The sequence below is a fragment of the Mesorhizobium sp. NZP2077 genome (assembly GCF_013170805.1).
In the GTDB taxonomy this organism is placed as follows: Bacteria; Pseudomonadota; Alphaproteobacteria; order Rhizobiales; family Rhizobiaceae; genus Mesorhizobium.
The window spans coordinates 1,732,426-1,746,344 of record NZ_CP051293.1 but is presented as its reverse complement, the minus strand read 5'-3'; the positions used below and the strand labels follow the sequence as shown (position 1 = coordinate 1,746,344).

13 protein-coding genes are annotated in these 13,919 nt (G+C 63.1%); 9 read left to right on the top strand and 4 right to left on the bottom strand.

The features are described from left to right. The first annotated feature begins 48 nt into the window (after positions 1-48). The 4 genes from phnC to phnE (HGP13_RS08620) all read left to right on the top strand — a co-directional run bounded on the left by phnC (position 49) and on the right by phnE (HGP13_RS08620) (position 4,276). A complete protein-coding gene (gene phnC, locus HGP13_RS08635; RefSeq protein WP_172223946.1) occupies positions 49-897 on the top strand; it encodes a phosphonate ABC transporter ATP-binding protein in 849 nt (282 codons plus the stop codon). Between the two features lie 88 nt (positions 898-985). Beyond that, on the top strand, positions 986-1,894 hold the full coding sequence (phnD, locus tag HGP13_RS08630; protein WP_172223943.1) for a phosphonate ABC transporter substrate-binding protein: 909 nt from the start codon (positions 986-988) through the stop codon (positions 1,892-1,894). A gap of 55 nt (positions 1,895-1,949) precedes the next feature. After that, positions 1,950-2,906: a phosphonate ABC transporter, permease protein PhnE gene (gene phnE / locus HGP13_RS08625; protein ID WP_172223940.1), complete on the top strand. Its 957-nt coding sequence runs from the start codon at positions 1,950-1,952 to the stop codon at positions 2,904-2,906. A gap of 2 nt (positions 2,907-2,908) precedes the next feature. Beyond that, a complete protein-coding gene (phnE, locus tag HGP13_RS08620; RefSeq protein WP_172223937.1) occupies positions 2,909-4,276 on the top strand; it encodes a phosphonate ABC transporter, permease protein PhnE in 1,368 nt (455 codons plus the stop codon). Positions 4,277-4,377: 101 nt separating this feature from the next. Here the strand turns inward: phnE (HGP13_RS08620) and HGP13_RS08615 are convergent, their stop codons facing one another. The 3 genes from HGP13_RS08615 to HGP13_RS08605 all read right to left on the bottom strand — a co-directional run bounded on the left by HGP13_RS08615 (position 4,378) and on the right by HGP13_RS08605 (position 7,845). Then, a complete protein-coding gene (locus HGP13_RS08615) occupies positions 4,378-5,229 on the bottom strand; it encodes a sugar phosphate isomerase/epimerase (RefSeq protein ID WP_172223934.1) in 852 nt (283 codons plus the stop codon). 223 nt (positions 5,230-5,452) lie between these two features. Beyond that, positions 5,453-6,640: a Gfo/Idh/MocA family oxidoreductase gene (locus HGP13_RS08610; protein ID WP_172223931.1), complete on the bottom strand. Its 1,188-nt coding sequence runs from the start codon at positions 6,638-6,640 to the stop codon at positions 5,453-5,455. A 149-nt stretch (positions 6,641-6,789) separates the two neighbouring features. Further along, positions 6,790-7,845, bottom strand: a complete 1,056-nt coding sequence (locus HGP13_RS08605) for a sugar phosphate isomerase/epimerase (RefSeq protein WP_172223928.1) — start codon at positions 7,843-7,845, stop codon at positions 6,790-6,792. Between the two features lie 401 nt (positions 7,846-8,246). On the opposite strand from HGP13_RS08605, the gene HGP13_RS08600 reads away from it, so the two are divergent. Genes HGP13_RS08600 through HGP13_RS08580 form a run of 5 tightly spaced genes read left to right on the top strand, consistent with a single transcriptional unit; the run spans position 8,247 to position 12,507 of the window. Then, positions 8,247-9,134, top strand: coding sequence for a sugar phosphate isomerase/epimerase (locus tag HGP13_RS08600; RefSeq protein WP_172223926.1), 888 nt, complete (start codon positions 8,247-8,249; stop codon positions 9,132-9,134). A 59-nt stretch (positions 9,135-9,193) separates the two neighbouring features. After that, positions 9,194-10,363 carry a mandelate racemase/muconate lactonizing enzyme family protein gene (locus tag HGP13_RS08595; RefSeq protein ID WP_172223923.1) on the top strand — a complete coding sequence of 390 codons (1,170 nt, stop codon included), beginning with the start codon at positions 9,194-9,196 and terminating at the stop codon, positions 10,361-10,363. Positions 10,364-10,365: 2 nt separating this feature from the next. Then, positions 10,366-11,085: a FadR/GntR family transcriptional regulator gene (locus HGP13_RS08590; RefSeq protein WP_172223921.1), complete on the top strand. Its 720-nt coding sequence runs from the start codon at positions 10,366-10,368 to the stop codon at positions 11,083-11,085. 14 nt (positions 11,086-11,099) lie between these two features. After that, entirely contained in the window at positions 11,100-12,080 is a 981-nt protein-coding gene (locus HGP13_RS08585; protein WP_172234645.1) for a hydroxyacid dehydrogenase, read from the top strand. A 40-nt stretch (positions 12,081-12,120) separates the two neighbouring features. After that, positions 12,121-12,507 carry a hypothetical protein gene (locus HGP13_RS08580; RefSeq protein ID WP_172223918.1) on the top strand — a complete coding sequence of 129 codons (387 nt, stop codon included), beginning with the start codon at positions 12,121-12,123 and terminating at the stop codon, positions 12,505-12,507. Between the two features lie 24 nt (positions 12,508-12,531). Here the strand turns inward: HGP13_RS08580 and HGP13_RS08575 are convergent, their stop codons facing one another. Beyond that, positions 12,532-13,827 carry an amidase gene (locus HGP13_RS08575; protein ID WP_172223915.1) on the bottom strand — a complete coding sequence of 432 codons (1,296 nt, stop codon included), beginning with the start codon at positions 13,825-13,827 and terminating at the stop codon, positions 12,532-12,534. Between the last annotated feature and the right edge of the window lie 92 nt (positions 13,828-13,919).

Here is a 13,919-nt window from a genome sequence, read left to right as displayed (position 1 = left end):
TAGCGAAAGTCTTAACAGACCTTCAACGCGACTGGACTGGAAGTTACCATGTCAGCCACGCTCGAAATCCGCGGCGTCACCCGACGATTTGGCAAGAACACTGCCGTCAGCGATATCAACATCTCGATCCCGCAGGGTCAGATGGTCGGCATTATCGGCCGTTCGGGTGCTGGCAAATCGACTCTTCTTCGTATGATCAATCGTCTCAGCGATCCCAGCCAGGGGTCGATTTTTTTTGACGGCGTCGATGTCTCCAAGCTGGGCGGTTCGTCGCTCCGGCGCTGGCAGCGCGACTGCGCGATGATCTTCCAGCAGTTCAACCTGGTGCCGCGCCTCGACGTGCTGACCAACGTGCTGCTCGGCAAGCTGAACCACCGTTCGACCATCTCGAACCTTCTCGGCATGTTTTCCCGCGCCGAGTGCGCCGAGGCAGTCGCCGCGCTCGAGCGGCTCGATATCGCCCGCACCGCGCTCCAGCCCGCCGGCACCCTTTCGGGTGGCCAGCAGCAGCGCGTTGCCATTGCCCGCGCCATGATGCAGCAGCCCCAGGTGATCCTCGCCGACGAGCCGATCGCCTCGCTCGACCCGCTCAACGCCAAGGTGGTGATGGATTCGCTGCAAGACATCAATCTGCGCGAAGGCATAACCGTCGTCACCAATCTGCACACGCTGGACACGGCTCGCGCCTATTGCAGCCGCATCATCGGCATGGCGGCCGGCAAGGTCGTCTTCGACGGCCCGCCGGAAGAACTCAACCGCGAGGCTGTGCGCATGGTCTATGGCGCCGACAGCAATGGCAGCGAAATCTCCGAGGCCATCACCTCCACCACCATCGCCTACAAGCAAAAGATTGAAGCATCCGCCGGACCGCTCGAACCCGCATTCCCGGGATACTGAGAGCGCCTGGATCGCCGGCCCGCGTCAAGGGCGTCTGTCAAAATTCGAACGCAACCGGCGCGAGGCCGGGACCAACAGGAGAGAGACAATGTTCAGGAAGATGGTTTTTGGCGCCGTTTCGGTGCTTGCCATGGCAACCAGCATGGCCCACGCCGCCGACATGAAGGAATTCCGCGTCGGCATCCTTGGCGGCGAGAACGAAACCGACCGGCTGCGCAACTACCAGTGCCTCGCCGACCACCTTAAGACCGAATTCGGCTTCGAGAAGGTCTCGCTGTTCCCCGCCGCCGACTATGACGGCGTCATCCAGGGCCTGCTCGGCGGCACGCTCGACTTCGCCGAACTCGGCGCCTCCGGCTATGCCAGCGTCTACATCAAGGACCCGAAGGCGGTCACCCCGATCCTCACTACCCAGCAGACCGATGGCGCCACCGGCTATTACTCGATCGGACTGGCGCTGAAGACCTCCGGCATCACCGACATCAAGTCGGCCAAGGGCAAGAAGCTTGGCTATGCCGATCCGGATTCGACCTCCGGCTATCTGATCCCGTTGACGCAGATTCCGAAGACCACCGGCGCCTCGAACGAAGCCTTCTTCGCTTCGACGCAGTTCAACGGCGGCCACGAGAACAACGTTCTGGCCGTGCGTGACGGCAAGGTCGATGTCGCGGTCGACGATTCCTCGGGCATCGGCGACTTCAAGAACGGCTACACCTCCGGCACCTTCCACAAGGAAGTCGCCAAGGGCGCCGTCGACCCCAACGACTTCGTCGAAGTCTGGCGCTCCGGCCTGATCCCGAACGGCCCGCTGGTCGTGCGCACTGCGCTTGGCGACGAGATGACCGCCAAGCTGACCGCCTTCTTCGCCGACCTGCCGAAGAAGGACAAGGCCTGCTTCGAAGGCGTCGAGGGCGGCGATTTCACCGGCTACGTTCCGGTGAAGCCGGACTTCTACAGCGTCATCGTCGAAGCCCGTAAGGCAGCCATCGGCGGCTAACGGCGAAATCGGGAAGGGCGGTGCTCAAAGCGCCGCCCTTTTTGCGTCTCCGATCATGACCCTTTCCGTGACAGCCCCCTCCGGCGGCACCCATCAGATGGCCGATGCCTGGCGACGCCAGACGTCGTTACGCCGACTCTACACGGTGCTCGGCGTCGGCCTGCTGCTTGCCGCGATGCTCTCCAGCATGTGGTTCGCCGACGAAGCCAATGCCGGGCACTTCTTCGACCGTCTGCCGCACATTCTGGATTTCCTGAGCTGGCTGATCCCCAAGGATTGGAACGACGTCTGGCGGGCGCTGTTCGACATCGCCTCGCCGCACGATACCGGCACCCAGGAATTCAACTTTCCGCTCGGCCGCGTCTATGTCTGGGGCGATTTCTACATCCCTGAATATTTCGAGCTGATGCTGACCACGGTGAACGTGGCGCTGGTCTCGACTTTCATCGGCTTTGCCTTCGCGGTGCCCTTCTCCTTCATCGCCGCGCGCAATCTGACGCCGCATCCGGCGCTGCGGCTCATCGTCAAGCGTTTCATGGAATTGCTGCGCGCCTTCCCCGAAATCGTCATTGCCGGTCTGTTTGCGGCCATCGTCTCGACCGGCCCCATCGCCGCCATCATCGCCATCGGCCTGCACTCGATCGGTGCGTTGGGCAAGCTGTTCTACGAGATCAACGAAAACATCGACATGCGTGCCGAGGAAGGCCTGAGGGCGGTCGGCGCCAACTGGTTCGAGCGAGTGCGCTTCGCCGACCTGCCGCAGGTGCTGCCCAATTTCATGTCCTACACGCTGCTGCGCGTCGAGATCAACGTACGCGCTTCGACCATCATCGGCGCGGTCGGCGGCGGCGGCATCGGCGAGGAGCTGAAGCTTTCGATCTCGCGCGGCTTCGGCGCCAAGACGCTGGCGCTGGTGCTGCTGCTGTTCACCACCATCGTCCTCATCGACCAGTTCTCCGCCTGGCTGCGCCGCAAGCTGGTCGGCGAGCAGGCCTTCCTGATGGGTGCGTGATCATGGCGACGATGACATCAGACGAAATTCAGTCGATCGAGGACCGCTACCCGCACGTCTTCCAGCGTCCTTTGTACAAGCGCTTTGGTCCGTTGCTCCTGTTCGTCGGCACCTTCCTCTATCTCGTCTATGCCCTGTGGTTCTTCAGCCTGCCGCAAGTGCTGCGAGAATCGCACTGGGAGCGCCTGCCGCTCTTCCTGTCGCAATGGATCAGCTATGACCTGCAGCCGGAATTCCGGCTCGACCAGCCGGAGATCACACCCAAATATCCGCGCTTCTCGGCGCTGGGCGATAACCCGAATCCGGACTGGGTCATCAAGAACGCGAACGGCACCTTTACCGTCTTGATCGACGGGCCGGCGAAATCCGTCACTTTCGACAAGACGCAGGCGACGATCATGGCCAACGGCCAGACTGTGCCGGTGTCGCTGACCAGCGACAAGCCCGTGGTCTCGGGCGCCGTGCCCGACTGGGTTACCGCGCATGACGACGAGGTGGTTGCCAAGATGGGCTTTGCCGGCGAGGTGCGGGTCAGCGTCGACCGCGTCAAGGTTCGCAAGCGCTTCCTTGGCTGGGCAAATTTCGTCTTCGACACGCGCTCGCCCTTCTTCGGCAAGTCGGCAAGCGAAGTGATCTCGCTGATCGTATCCGGTCCTGAATTGAAGCCCGGCACCTCGAACCTCGCATTGGCCGGCGACAACATCTGGAACAACGCCCAGTGGCAACACGGCGACGTCTGGACGAAGCTGTTGCAGACCATCGTCATGGCATTCCTGGGCACGCTGCTCGGCGGCATCGTCGCCTTCCCCTTGGCCTTCTTCGCCGCCCGCAATATCACGCCGAGCGGGTTGCTGAGCCAGGTGCTCAAGCGCTTTTTCGATTTCATGCGCTCGGTCGACATGCTGATCTGGGCGCTGTTCTTCACCCGCGCCTTCGGCCCCGGCCCGTTGGCCGGCAGTGCCGCGATCTTCTTCACCGAAATAGGCACGTTGGGCAAAACCTATTCGGAAAGTCTCGAGAATATCGACGACAAGCCGCGCGAGGGCATCAAGTCGACCGGTGCCAACGGTCTTCTGGTGCAGCGCTATGGCGTGATGCCGGAAGTGATTCCCATCTTCATCAGCCAGACGCTCTATCAGTGGGAATCCAACACGCGCGGCGCCACCATCATCGGCGCCGTCGGCGCCGGCGGCATCGGCCTGAAGCTGTGGGAAGCGATGCGCACCAATTCCAACTGGGCCAACGTCTTCTACATGGTGCTGCTGACGCTGTTCGTCGTCTTCATCTTCGACAACATCTCGCACTTCCTGCGCCGCCGGCTGAGCCGCACCATCCACGACTACAATCGGATCCAGGCCGAGCAGGGGTGATCGGCTTAGCGCCAGCGGCCACCCCTCGCGTCTTCGTCATCCACGGGCGAAGCAAGGAGCGAAGCGACGCGGCGCAGACCCGAGGATGACGAAGGGAAGGCCTACGCGGCAGCCTTCCACCCATTCCTAATATGCCTATAGCCGTCCCGATAAACCGCTTCCGGCGTTTCCGAAAAATCGCGCCACACCTTGGTCGCCGCCGCCAGATCTTTCAGCGACCGGCCAAACGACTCAATGGTCAGCCAGTCATCATAGCCGCTCTTGCGGATCGCCGCGAACGTCTCCGCCCATGGGATGTTGCCGCGCCCAGGCACGCCACGGTCGTTCTCCGATATGTGGATGTGCACGACATTCCTGCGGTGCTTCGTATAGGCGCCGATCGGGTCGGCCTCCTCGATATTGGCGTGGAACGTGTCGTACATCGCCTTGATGTGCGGCCGGCCGATGGCATCGATATGCTCCGACAGATCAGCCATCGTGTTGAAAAGATAACATTCGAAGCGGTTCAGCGCCTCCAGCCCGATGGTGACGTTCCGCTTGCCGGCATGGTCGCCGATGGTGCGCTGCGAGGCGACGGAACGGTTCTTCTCGGCGGGTGTCGGCCCAGAGCCGGAGAAGGCGCCGAGCGTCGAGTGCAGCGGCCCGCTCAGCGTCCTGGCGCCAAGCGCATCGGCGCAATCGACAGCCCATTTCATGTACTCGACACCGGCCTTGCGGGTGGCGGTATCCGGCGAGATCAGGTTCATTGCCGGATCACCCATCGCCGAGACCGCGGTCCGCTCCAGGCCGATGCGGTCGAGCAGGGCGCCGAGTTTTTTGTAGTCGTCGGGCGTGCCGGCGAAGATCGGTATCTCGACGCCGTCGAAGCCCGTCGCCTTGATGTCGCGAAGCAGCTTCTCGTGCTTCTTCGACACCGTTGTCGTCCACAATAACATGCACATGCCGATTTTCATCGACGTCCCTCCCCCATTTGATCCCGCGTTTTGGCTGTCCCCGCCAACTCCGCGCAAACTCCCCCTCATCCGGCCGCTTCGCGGCCACCTTCTCCCCGAGGGGAGAAGAGGTTTAGCGTCGGCGCCTCCTCTCCCCTCGGGGAGAGGTCGGATTGCCCCGAATTGCCCCTTCGCAATTCGGCTGGCAATCCGGGTGAGGGGGTCTTCGTTACCCGCCGCGCGACTAGAGCTTCGTCCACGCTCCATTCTTCTTCGATGACTTCACGCAGGCCTCGATGAAGGCCATGCCTTCGACGCCGTCCTGGATGGTTGGGAAGACGACATCCTTTGCCGGCTTGCCACCCTTCTTGCGCGCAGCGCGGATGGCGCGTGCGGCCTCCTGATAGATGTTGGCGAAACCTTCGAGATAACCCTCGGGATGGCCTGACGGCACGCGGCTGACACGGCCCGCCACTGGCAGCGCGCCGGCACCGTTGCGGGTGATCAATTGCTTGGGCTGACCGAATGGCGTGTACCAGAGATAGTTCGGATCGGCCTGAACCCATTCCAGCCCGCCCTTCGAGCCATAGATGCGCAGCTTCAGCCCGTTCTCGTGCCCGGGCGCCACCTGGCTCGCCCAGATCATGCCCTTGGCCGGATGCGTCTTGCCGGTGGGCTTGAAGCGCAGCATGACGTTGACATTGTCGTCGAGCAGCCGCCCCCGCACGAAGGCATCGAGATCGGCCGAAAGCGAATCGAGCTCCAGCCCCGAGACGAAGCGGGCGAGATTGTAGGCATGCGTGCCGATGTCGCCCAACGCGCCGCCCGCACCCGCCTGCTTGGGATCGCCACGCCACGAGGCCTGCTTCTGGCCGGTGGCGGCGAGATCCTCGGTCAACCAGTCCTGCGGATATTCGGACTGCACGATGCGGATATCGCCGAGCACGCCCTTGGCCACCATTTCGCGCGCCTGACGCACCATCGGATAGGCGGTGTAGTTGTGAGTGAGCACGAACACCTTGCCGGTCTTCTCGACCACAGCGGCGAGCTTCTTCGCCTCCGCCAGCGTCGTTGCCAGCGGCTTGTCGCAGATCACATGGATGCCGGCCTCGAGGAAGGCCTTCGCCGCCGGCACATGCACATTGTTCGGCGTGACGATCGCCACCGCCTCGATGCCGTCGGGGCGCTTGGCCTCGGCCTTGGCCATCTCGGCATAGGAGGCGTAGCTCCGGTCCGGATCAAGCCCGAGTTCGGCAGCCGATGCCTTGGCCCGCTCGGGATTTGCCGACAGCGCGCCGGCGACCAGCACGAAATCGTTGTCCAGGCGCGCCGCAATGCGGTGCACCGCGCCGATGAAGGCGCCCTGCCCGCCGCCGACCATGCCGTAGCGGATCGGGCCGCCTCCCGTTTCCGACTTCGATGCGCCGACCATGTCTTTTCTCCTGGCTGTTGCTCACCTCCCCTTGAGGGGAGGTCGATCCGCGCAGCGGATCGGGTGGGGTCGTAGAGGCAGAGCTCGGCCTGAACCGACCCCACCCGGCCCTTCGGGCCACCCTCCCTCGAGGGGGAGGGAAAGCAGCGCTAGATACCCATCATCGCGCGCAGCAGCTTCTTGTCCGTGGTGCCGCTAGCAAAATCGTCGAATGCCCTTTCCGTCACGCGGATGATGTGATGCTGGATGAAAGGCGCCCCTTCGGCCGCGCCGTCTTCGGGATGCTTCAGGCAGCACTCCCATTCCAGCACCGCCCAGGAATCGTAATTGTACTGCGTCAGCTTGGAGAAGATGCCACCGAAATCCACCTGCCCGTCGCCGAGCGAACGGAAGCGGCCGGCCCGGTTGGTCCAGCTCTGATAGCCGGAATAGACGCCTTGCCGCCCGGTCGGGTTGAACTCGGCGTCCTTGACGTGGAAGGCCTTGATGCGCGCGTGATAGATGTCGATGAATTCGAGATAATCGAGCTGCTGCAAGAGGAAGTGTGAGGGGTCGTAATTGATGTTGCAGCGTTTGTGGCCGCCGACCGCCTCGAGGAACATTTCGAACGTGGCGCCGTCGAACACGTCCTCAGAGGGGTGAATTTCGTAGCCGACATCGACGCCATTGTCCTCATAGACATCGAGGATCGGCTTCCAGCGCTTGCCGAGTTCGCCAAAGGCCTCCTCGATCAGTCCGGCCGGCCGCTGCGGGAAGGGATAGAGGTAAGGGAAAGCCAGCGATCCCGTGAACGACACCGAAGCATTCAGCCCCAGATTGCGCGACGCCTTGGCGCCGAACTTCATCTGTTCGACCGCCCATTTCTGCCGCGCCTTTGGGTTGTTGTGGACCGAGGCGGGCGCGAAGCCATCCATCTGCGCGTCGTAGGCCGGGTGCACCGCCACCAACTGCCCCTGCAAATGCGTCGACAATTCGGTGATCTCGACGCCGGCATCGGCACAGATGCCCTTCACCTCGTCGCAATAGGTCTTGGAAGAGGCCGCCTTCTTGAGGTCGAACAGGCGCGCATCCCAGGTCGGGATCTGCACGCCCTTGTAGCCGAGACCGGCGGCCCATTTGGTGATCGAGGCCAGCGAATTGAATGGCGCTGTGTCACCCGCGAACTGCGCCAGAAACAGTCCAGGGCCCTTCATTGTCGTCGGCATCGGCATCCTCCATCGTTGTGTCTTGACCAAGCATAGCGCCGATTGGAAGCAGGGCCAGCCATTTTGCTCTTTTCGCACCGGGCGCTTTGCAGGCACTGCCATTCTGGTATTACCAAATAGGGGAATTTGGTCAAGCCTGACGATGCACCGGCAAAGCCCTCGTAACGCCCGAAGTATCGGCATATATCGCAATATAATCAACGAAATAATTCGCATAAAAAGTTGCCTTGCCGCGCTTCTTGCCGTCCCCTGGAATTTGCTGTAGACCTCGCTTCAGGCCCAATTGGTCTAACCAGTTTGCAGGAAAAGGCTGGGGATGCCTTGGGGAGGAACCCTTGCCTCGCCTTTCGGCGATGCATGTCGCAGGCAAACCATACGGACGAATTTGGGAAGGACAGACCATGCATCTTTCGACGCACAACTGGATGCGCGCGGAGCCCTTGGAGACGACGCTCAAGCGCATCAAGAAGTTCGGCTATGAGTCGATCGAGATTTCCGGCGAGCCCGAGCAGTACAAGACCAAGGAGACGCGGGCACTCTTGAAGGAGCATGGCATCCGTTGCTGGGGCGCGGTGACCTTGATGCTGGGCGAGCGCAACCTTGCCGCAAAAAACCAGGGCCAGCGCGAGCGCTCGGTTCAATACGTCAAGGACGTGCTGACCATGGTCAGCGAACTTGATGGCGAGATCATCACGCTCGTCCCAGCGACAGTCGGCAAGGTGGTGCCGGACGGTACCGAGGAAGAGGAATGGAAGTGGGTGGTCGACGCGACCCGCGAGTGCTTCACCCATGCCAAGAAGGTCGGCGTCAAGATCGCCGTCGAGCCGCTCAACCGCTTCGAGACCTATCTGTTCAATCGCGGCGCCCAGGCGCTGGCGCTGGCCGACGCCGTCAGCCCCGAATGCGGTGTCTGCCTCGACGCCTACCACATCCACATGGAAGAATTTAACGTCCATGACGCCATCCGTCAGGTCGGGAAGCGGCTCTTCGACTTCCATGTCGCCGACAACAACCGCTTCGCCGCCGGCCTTGGCCAGATCGACTGGCCCAGAATCGTCGCCACCTTGAAGGAAGTCGGCTACGACGGCGCGCTGACTAACGAATTCGTCGCCCCGGTCGACCGCACGCCGGCAGCACCCTACCCCGAAATGGTCGAGCGCCACCCGGTCGATATCTCGCCCGAGCAGCTGAAGTTCATCCAGGATCACGGCTCCAGCGTGCTGACCGAAAAATTCTACACCGACCAGATGCGCATCACTGCCGAAACGTTGCTGCCGCTGATCAAGTAGTCGACTGCTTCTGGCAATTTGCCCTTCCGCCTTGACCGGCGGCAGGGCTGGGGAAAGACATGCGCATCAAGACCGTCCAAGCCTGGTGGGTCCGCATCCCGATCGAAGCCGCGAAGCAACATCGCAGCGACTTCGGCCAGGTGACGACCTTCGACGCCGCCATCCTGCGCATGGAAACCGATGACGGGCTGGTCGGCTGGGGCGAAGGCAAGAACGCCGCCGGCAGTGCCGGCAGCTACGGCGCGCTCGTCCATATGCTCAACCACGAGATCGGCCCGCAGCTGATCGGCCGCGACCCGGCCGACATCGGCATCATCTGGGAGATGCTCTACAACGGCGTGCGCCACGACAGTGCCGCGCGCGCCGGCCATGCCATGCCGCAACTGGCGCGGCGCGGCATGAGCATCGCCGCCATCAGCGCAGTCGACATCGCGCTCTGGGATATTTTGGGGAAATCGCTTGGCGTGCCGGTCTGGCGTCTGCTCGGCGGCCGCAAGCTCGACCGCATGCAGGCCTATGCCTCCGGCGGCTGGGCATCCGCCGATGCGATCGGCGAACAACTGAAATCCTACATCGCCAGGGGCGGCTTCAAGGCGTTGAAGATGCGGGTCGGCGCCATGGATGGGGCAGCCCACATTTCCGCCGCCCGTGTCCGCGCCGCGCGCCAGGCGCTCGGCCCCGATGTCGAGCTGATGGTCGACGCCCACGGCACCTATACGGTTGCCGAAGCCAAGCGCTTCATCCATCTCGTCAACGACCTCGATCTCGCCTGGTTCGAGGAGCCTGTGATCGCCGACGACAAGCCGGGCATGGCCGAAGTGCGCGCCTCCGGCGCCGTGCCGATCGCCACCGGCGAAAGCGAGGCAACGCGCTATGCCTTCCGCGACCTCGCGGTGCTGAAAGCGGCCGATATCTTCCAGCCCGATCCTGCCTTCTGTGGCGGCATCAGCGAGGCGATGAAGATCGGCACCATCGCCAGCGCTTTCAATCTGCGCTTTGCCCCGCATTTGTGGGCGGGCGCCCCCTGTTTCTTCGCCGGACTGCATGTCTGCGCCGCCTCGCCGTCGAGTTTCACGGTCGAATATTCGCTCGGGGCCAACCCGATGATCCACGATCTGGTCGAAGAGACTGTCGAAGCAAAGGACGGTATGATAGCGATCCCGGAAAAGCCCGGATTGGGATTCACCATTTCTGAGCGATTCCTGGAGGCGCACGCGCAACGCAGTTGACGATGAAAGAAAAGAACCTCCTCGCCGAACTCGCCGCCTACCTGTTCTCCCACTCGGACAGCGAGACCGGTCGCACGCCGTCGGAGCGTGAGCTGGCGGAGCATTTCGGCGTCAGCCGCGGCCAGATCCGCGAGGCGCTGGCCATTCTGGAAGCCATGCGCATCGTCGAACGCCGGGCCAAGTCGGGGATCTACATCGACACCAAGCAGGCGAGCGTCGAGGCGCTGGCGCTATTCGCGCGCGCCGGCCTGCCGCTTGATCCCTTGCAGATCTATGAAACGGTCGAGCTGCGCAAGATCCATGAGATCAAGGCGGCCGAACTTGCCTGCTCGCGCGCCACCGAGGAGAATTTCGAACGGCTGCGTGAAATCCTCAAGGCATCCGAGGAGCGCATCGCCGCCGGCGAAGGCCTCGCCAAGGAAGACCGCGAGTTTCATCTCGAGATCGTGCGCGCCACCAAGAACAGCGTCTTCCACAACATCTGCAGCGTCTACTACCTGATGGGGGAGCAGCGCCTGCCGATCTACTTCAACGATCCCGAGCGCAGCGTGCGTTCGCATGCCGAGCACGTGCAGATCTACGAGGCGCTGCTGCGCCGCGACGGCAATCTCGCCCAGGCGCTGATGAGCGCCCACCTTCAAGGCGCGGAAAGCTATTGGAAGGGCCTGATCGAAGGCGGCAAGGCGGCTGCGCCGCCAAGCCCCGCGCTCGAAAAGGCCTGACCGTGGCCCAGACCGTGCCGAAGATCCTGTCGACCCATCCGCTGCATCCCCGCGCTTCGGCCAGGCTGGCTAGCGCTGGTCAACTGGTCATCGCATCGGCGCTCGATCCTGCCACCTTGACCAGGGAGGTTAAGGACGCCGACATCGTCATCGTGCGCGCGCCGCTGCCACCGGCACTGTTCGAGGGGGCCTGGAAGCTGCGGGCAGCTATCCGCCATGGCGCCGGGCTCGACATGATACCGATGGAAGCAGCGGCCGCGGCCGGCGTTCTGGTGGCCAACGTGCCGGCGGTCAATGCGCGCTCGGTTGCAGAACATGTCATGTTCACCGCACTTGCGCTGTTGCGGCAATTCCGCAGGGTCGACCGCGACCTGCGCGCCAAGGGCTGGCTCGCCGGCCGCGAGCACGCCAATTCCAACATCGAACTTGCCGGCAAGACCATCGGCATCGTCGGCCTCGGTGCCGTCGGCCAGGCCGTCGGCCATATCGCCGCGCACGGCTTCGACCTGAGAGTGGTGGCAACGACGCGCAGCATGCAGCCGGCGCCCGAAAAAGTCGGCTTCCTGTCGATCGACGCACTGGTCGAGCAAAGCGACATCATCGTGCTCTGCTGCCCGCTGACGCCGGAGACGCGCGGCCTGATCAGCCGCGAGCGCATCGCCCGCATGAAACCCAACGCGCTTCTGATCAACGTGTCGCGCGGGCCGGTAGTCGACGATGACGCGCTGATCGAGGCCTTGCGGGAACGCCGCATCGGCGGCGCAGCACTCGACGTTTTCTCGACGCAGCCGCTGCCGGCAAATCATCCCTATTTCGGCTTCGACAATGTCATCATCACCCCGCATATGGCGGGGATCACCGAGGAATCGATGATGCGCATGGGCGTCGGCGCGGCAGGGGAAACCTTGCTGGTGCTGGCCAATAAACTGCCGGTCAACCTGCGCAATCCGGAAGTGATCGATCATTACCGGCAGCGGTTTCCGCTCGACATATAGCAATCGCGGTTTCGCCCCAATTCTCCGCGACGGTGCGGCCATGTCCGGTCTTCGCCTTGCAATTCAGATTGCCGCAGCGTCGTCCATCTGCACCTTGCCGGCATTCGCTGCCGAGAGCAGCTATGTCTATTGCGACAACGGACTACGCTGCTTCAAGGCGCCCTGCCCGTCGAACAGCGCGCTCGATCTTGCCACCGGCACGATTATCAAGGGCGTGTCGATCGATGCCAGCGGCTTGCCGCAGGTGGACAAGGCGATAATCGATCAGTCCGACGTGCTCTATAGCGGAAAGATCGTCGTCAGGGGCTCGATCCAACACCGCACCCAGACCATCACCGGCAAGGACTACAGCCTGCCATGGCTGGTCGCGACCCGCATTGTGCGCACCGCCAAGGACAGCGAACGCAAGCACTGTTCGTCGCCCTGACCACTCCTGGCCACTCACTACCGATCAGCCGCGCAGCAGCCTCTCCACTTCAGTAGCTATCCGCAGCAGATGCCGGTCATGGCCGTTGCGAGCCACCAACATCAGTCCGGCCGGCAGGGCCATATCAGGCATTGGCAACGAGATCGCGCAGAGGCCGAACTGGTTGGCGACCTGCGTGTTGCGCAGCAGCAGGCCTTCGACGTGGTCGCGCAATTCGTCATCCTCGCTCATGGAAACGATGGTCGGCGCCGTCACCGGCGTGGTCGGCAGAGCCAGCACATCGACCGATGTCAGCCGCTCATCCATGGCTGCTGCCAGAGCAGTGCGACGGTGGAACGCCCTGATGTAGACCGGCGTCGGCAGCATGGCCGCCCGCGACAAGGGCCCGCTGACATGCGGGTCGACCGGCACCGATGCGCCCGTCGCCAGCCAGTCGGCGTGGATCTCGGCTCCTTCCATCGCGGCGATCGAGCCGCGCTTGGTGGCCGTGCGCAGCTCCGCGATCATGTCATCGATCGCCAGATCGGCAATGCGCGCGCCGGCCTGTTCGATCTTGCCAAGACAATGCTCGAAAGCCGCAGCAACTTCGCCTTCCGTGTCGCTGAAGAGAACGCCGCGCGGGATACCGACGCGAAGCCCAGCGAGCGGCATGGCCGCCAGCTCTGTAGGCACCTCGCCGGCCATCACCGCGTCGGCAGCGGCACATTGCGCGACGGTTCGGGCGAGCGGCCCGATCGAGTCCAGCGTGCCCGACAGCGGAAAGGCGCCAGAGAGCGGCACGCGCCGGGCCGTCGGCTTGAAGCCGACAACACCATTCAACGATGCCGGGATCCGGATGGAACCGCCGGTATCGGAGCCGATCGAGATGTCGCTCGTCCCCTCGCCGACGGAAACGCCGGCGCCAGAGGACGAACCGCCGGGAATATGGCTGGCATCGGCGGCATTGCCCGGCGTGCCGTAATGCATGTTGTCGCCGATCGCCGTGAAGGCGAATTCGGTCATGTTGGTCTTGCCGATGATGACAGCTCCAGCCTGACGCAGCCGGCTGACGATGGCCGCGTCGCGCGCAGCGGGCGAGGCAGTCCTAAGCATAAGCGAGCCCGCCGTGGTCACCTCGCCGGCGACATCGAACAGATCCTTGATCGAGACAATGGTGCCGTCGAGCGGTCCGAGCGTCACGCCAGCCTTTTTGCGCGCATCGCTGGCATCGGCCGCGGCTCGCGCTGCCTCGGCATAGAGCTTCGTGAAGACCTTCTCGTCTCCAGCCCGATTGGCAAGACGTGACAGGATGATTTCGAGACGATCGCGGATTGATTGCATGTCGATGTCGGACTCCGCCAGGATGCGACGTCTTTAAGGCAAGCAGCCGATTTGGCCTGCGGAAGGGAATAACCCGGCCAGCGTGCCTTTGC

Coding starts and splice junctions, on each gene's coding strand:
- phnC (WP_172223946.1), top strand. CDS start 49: ATGTCAGCCACGCTCGAAATCCGCGGCGTCACCCGACGATTTGGCAAG.
- phnD (WP_172223943.1), top strand. CDS start 986: ATGTTCAGGAAGATGGTTTTTGGCGCCGTTTCGGTGCTTGCCATGGCA.
- phnE (WP_172223940.1), top strand. CDS start 1,950: ATGACCCTTTCCGTGACAGCCCCCTCCGGCGGCACCCATCAGATGGCC.
- phnE (WP_172223937.1), top strand. CDS start 2,909: ATGGCGACGATGACATCAGACGAAATTCAGTCGATCGAGGACCGCTAC.
- HGP13_RS08615 (WP_172223934.1), bottom strand. CDS start 5,229: ATGAAAATCGGCATGTGCATGTTATTGTGGACGACAACGGTGTCGAAG.
- HGP13_RS08610 (WP_172223931.1), bottom strand. CDS start 6,640: ATGGTCGGCGCATCGAAGTCGGAAACGGGAGGCGGCCCGATCCGCTAC.
- HGP13_RS08605 (WP_172223928.1), bottom strand. CDS start 7,845: ATGCCGACGACAATGAAGGGCCCTGGACTGTTTCTGGCGCAGTTCGCG.
- HGP13_RS08600 (WP_172223926.1), top strand. CDS start 8,247: ATGCATCTTTCGACGCACAACTGGATGCGCGCGGAGCCCTTGGAGACG.
- HGP13_RS08595 (WP_172223923.1), top strand. CDS start 9,194: ATGCGCATCAAGACCGTCCAAGCCTGGTGGGTCCGCATCCCGATCGAA.
- HGP13_RS08590 (WP_172223921.1), top strand. CDS start 10,366: ATGAAAGAAAAGAACCTCCTCGCCGAACTCGCCGCCTACCTGTTCTCC.
- HGP13_RS08580 (WP_172223918.1), top strand. CDS start 12,121: ATGTCCGGTCTTCGCCTTGCAATTCAGATTGCCGCAGCGTCGTCCATC.
- HGP13_RS08575 (WP_172223915.1), bottom strand. CDS start 13,827: ATGCAATCAATCCGCGATCGTCTCGAAATCATCCTGTCACGTCTTGCC.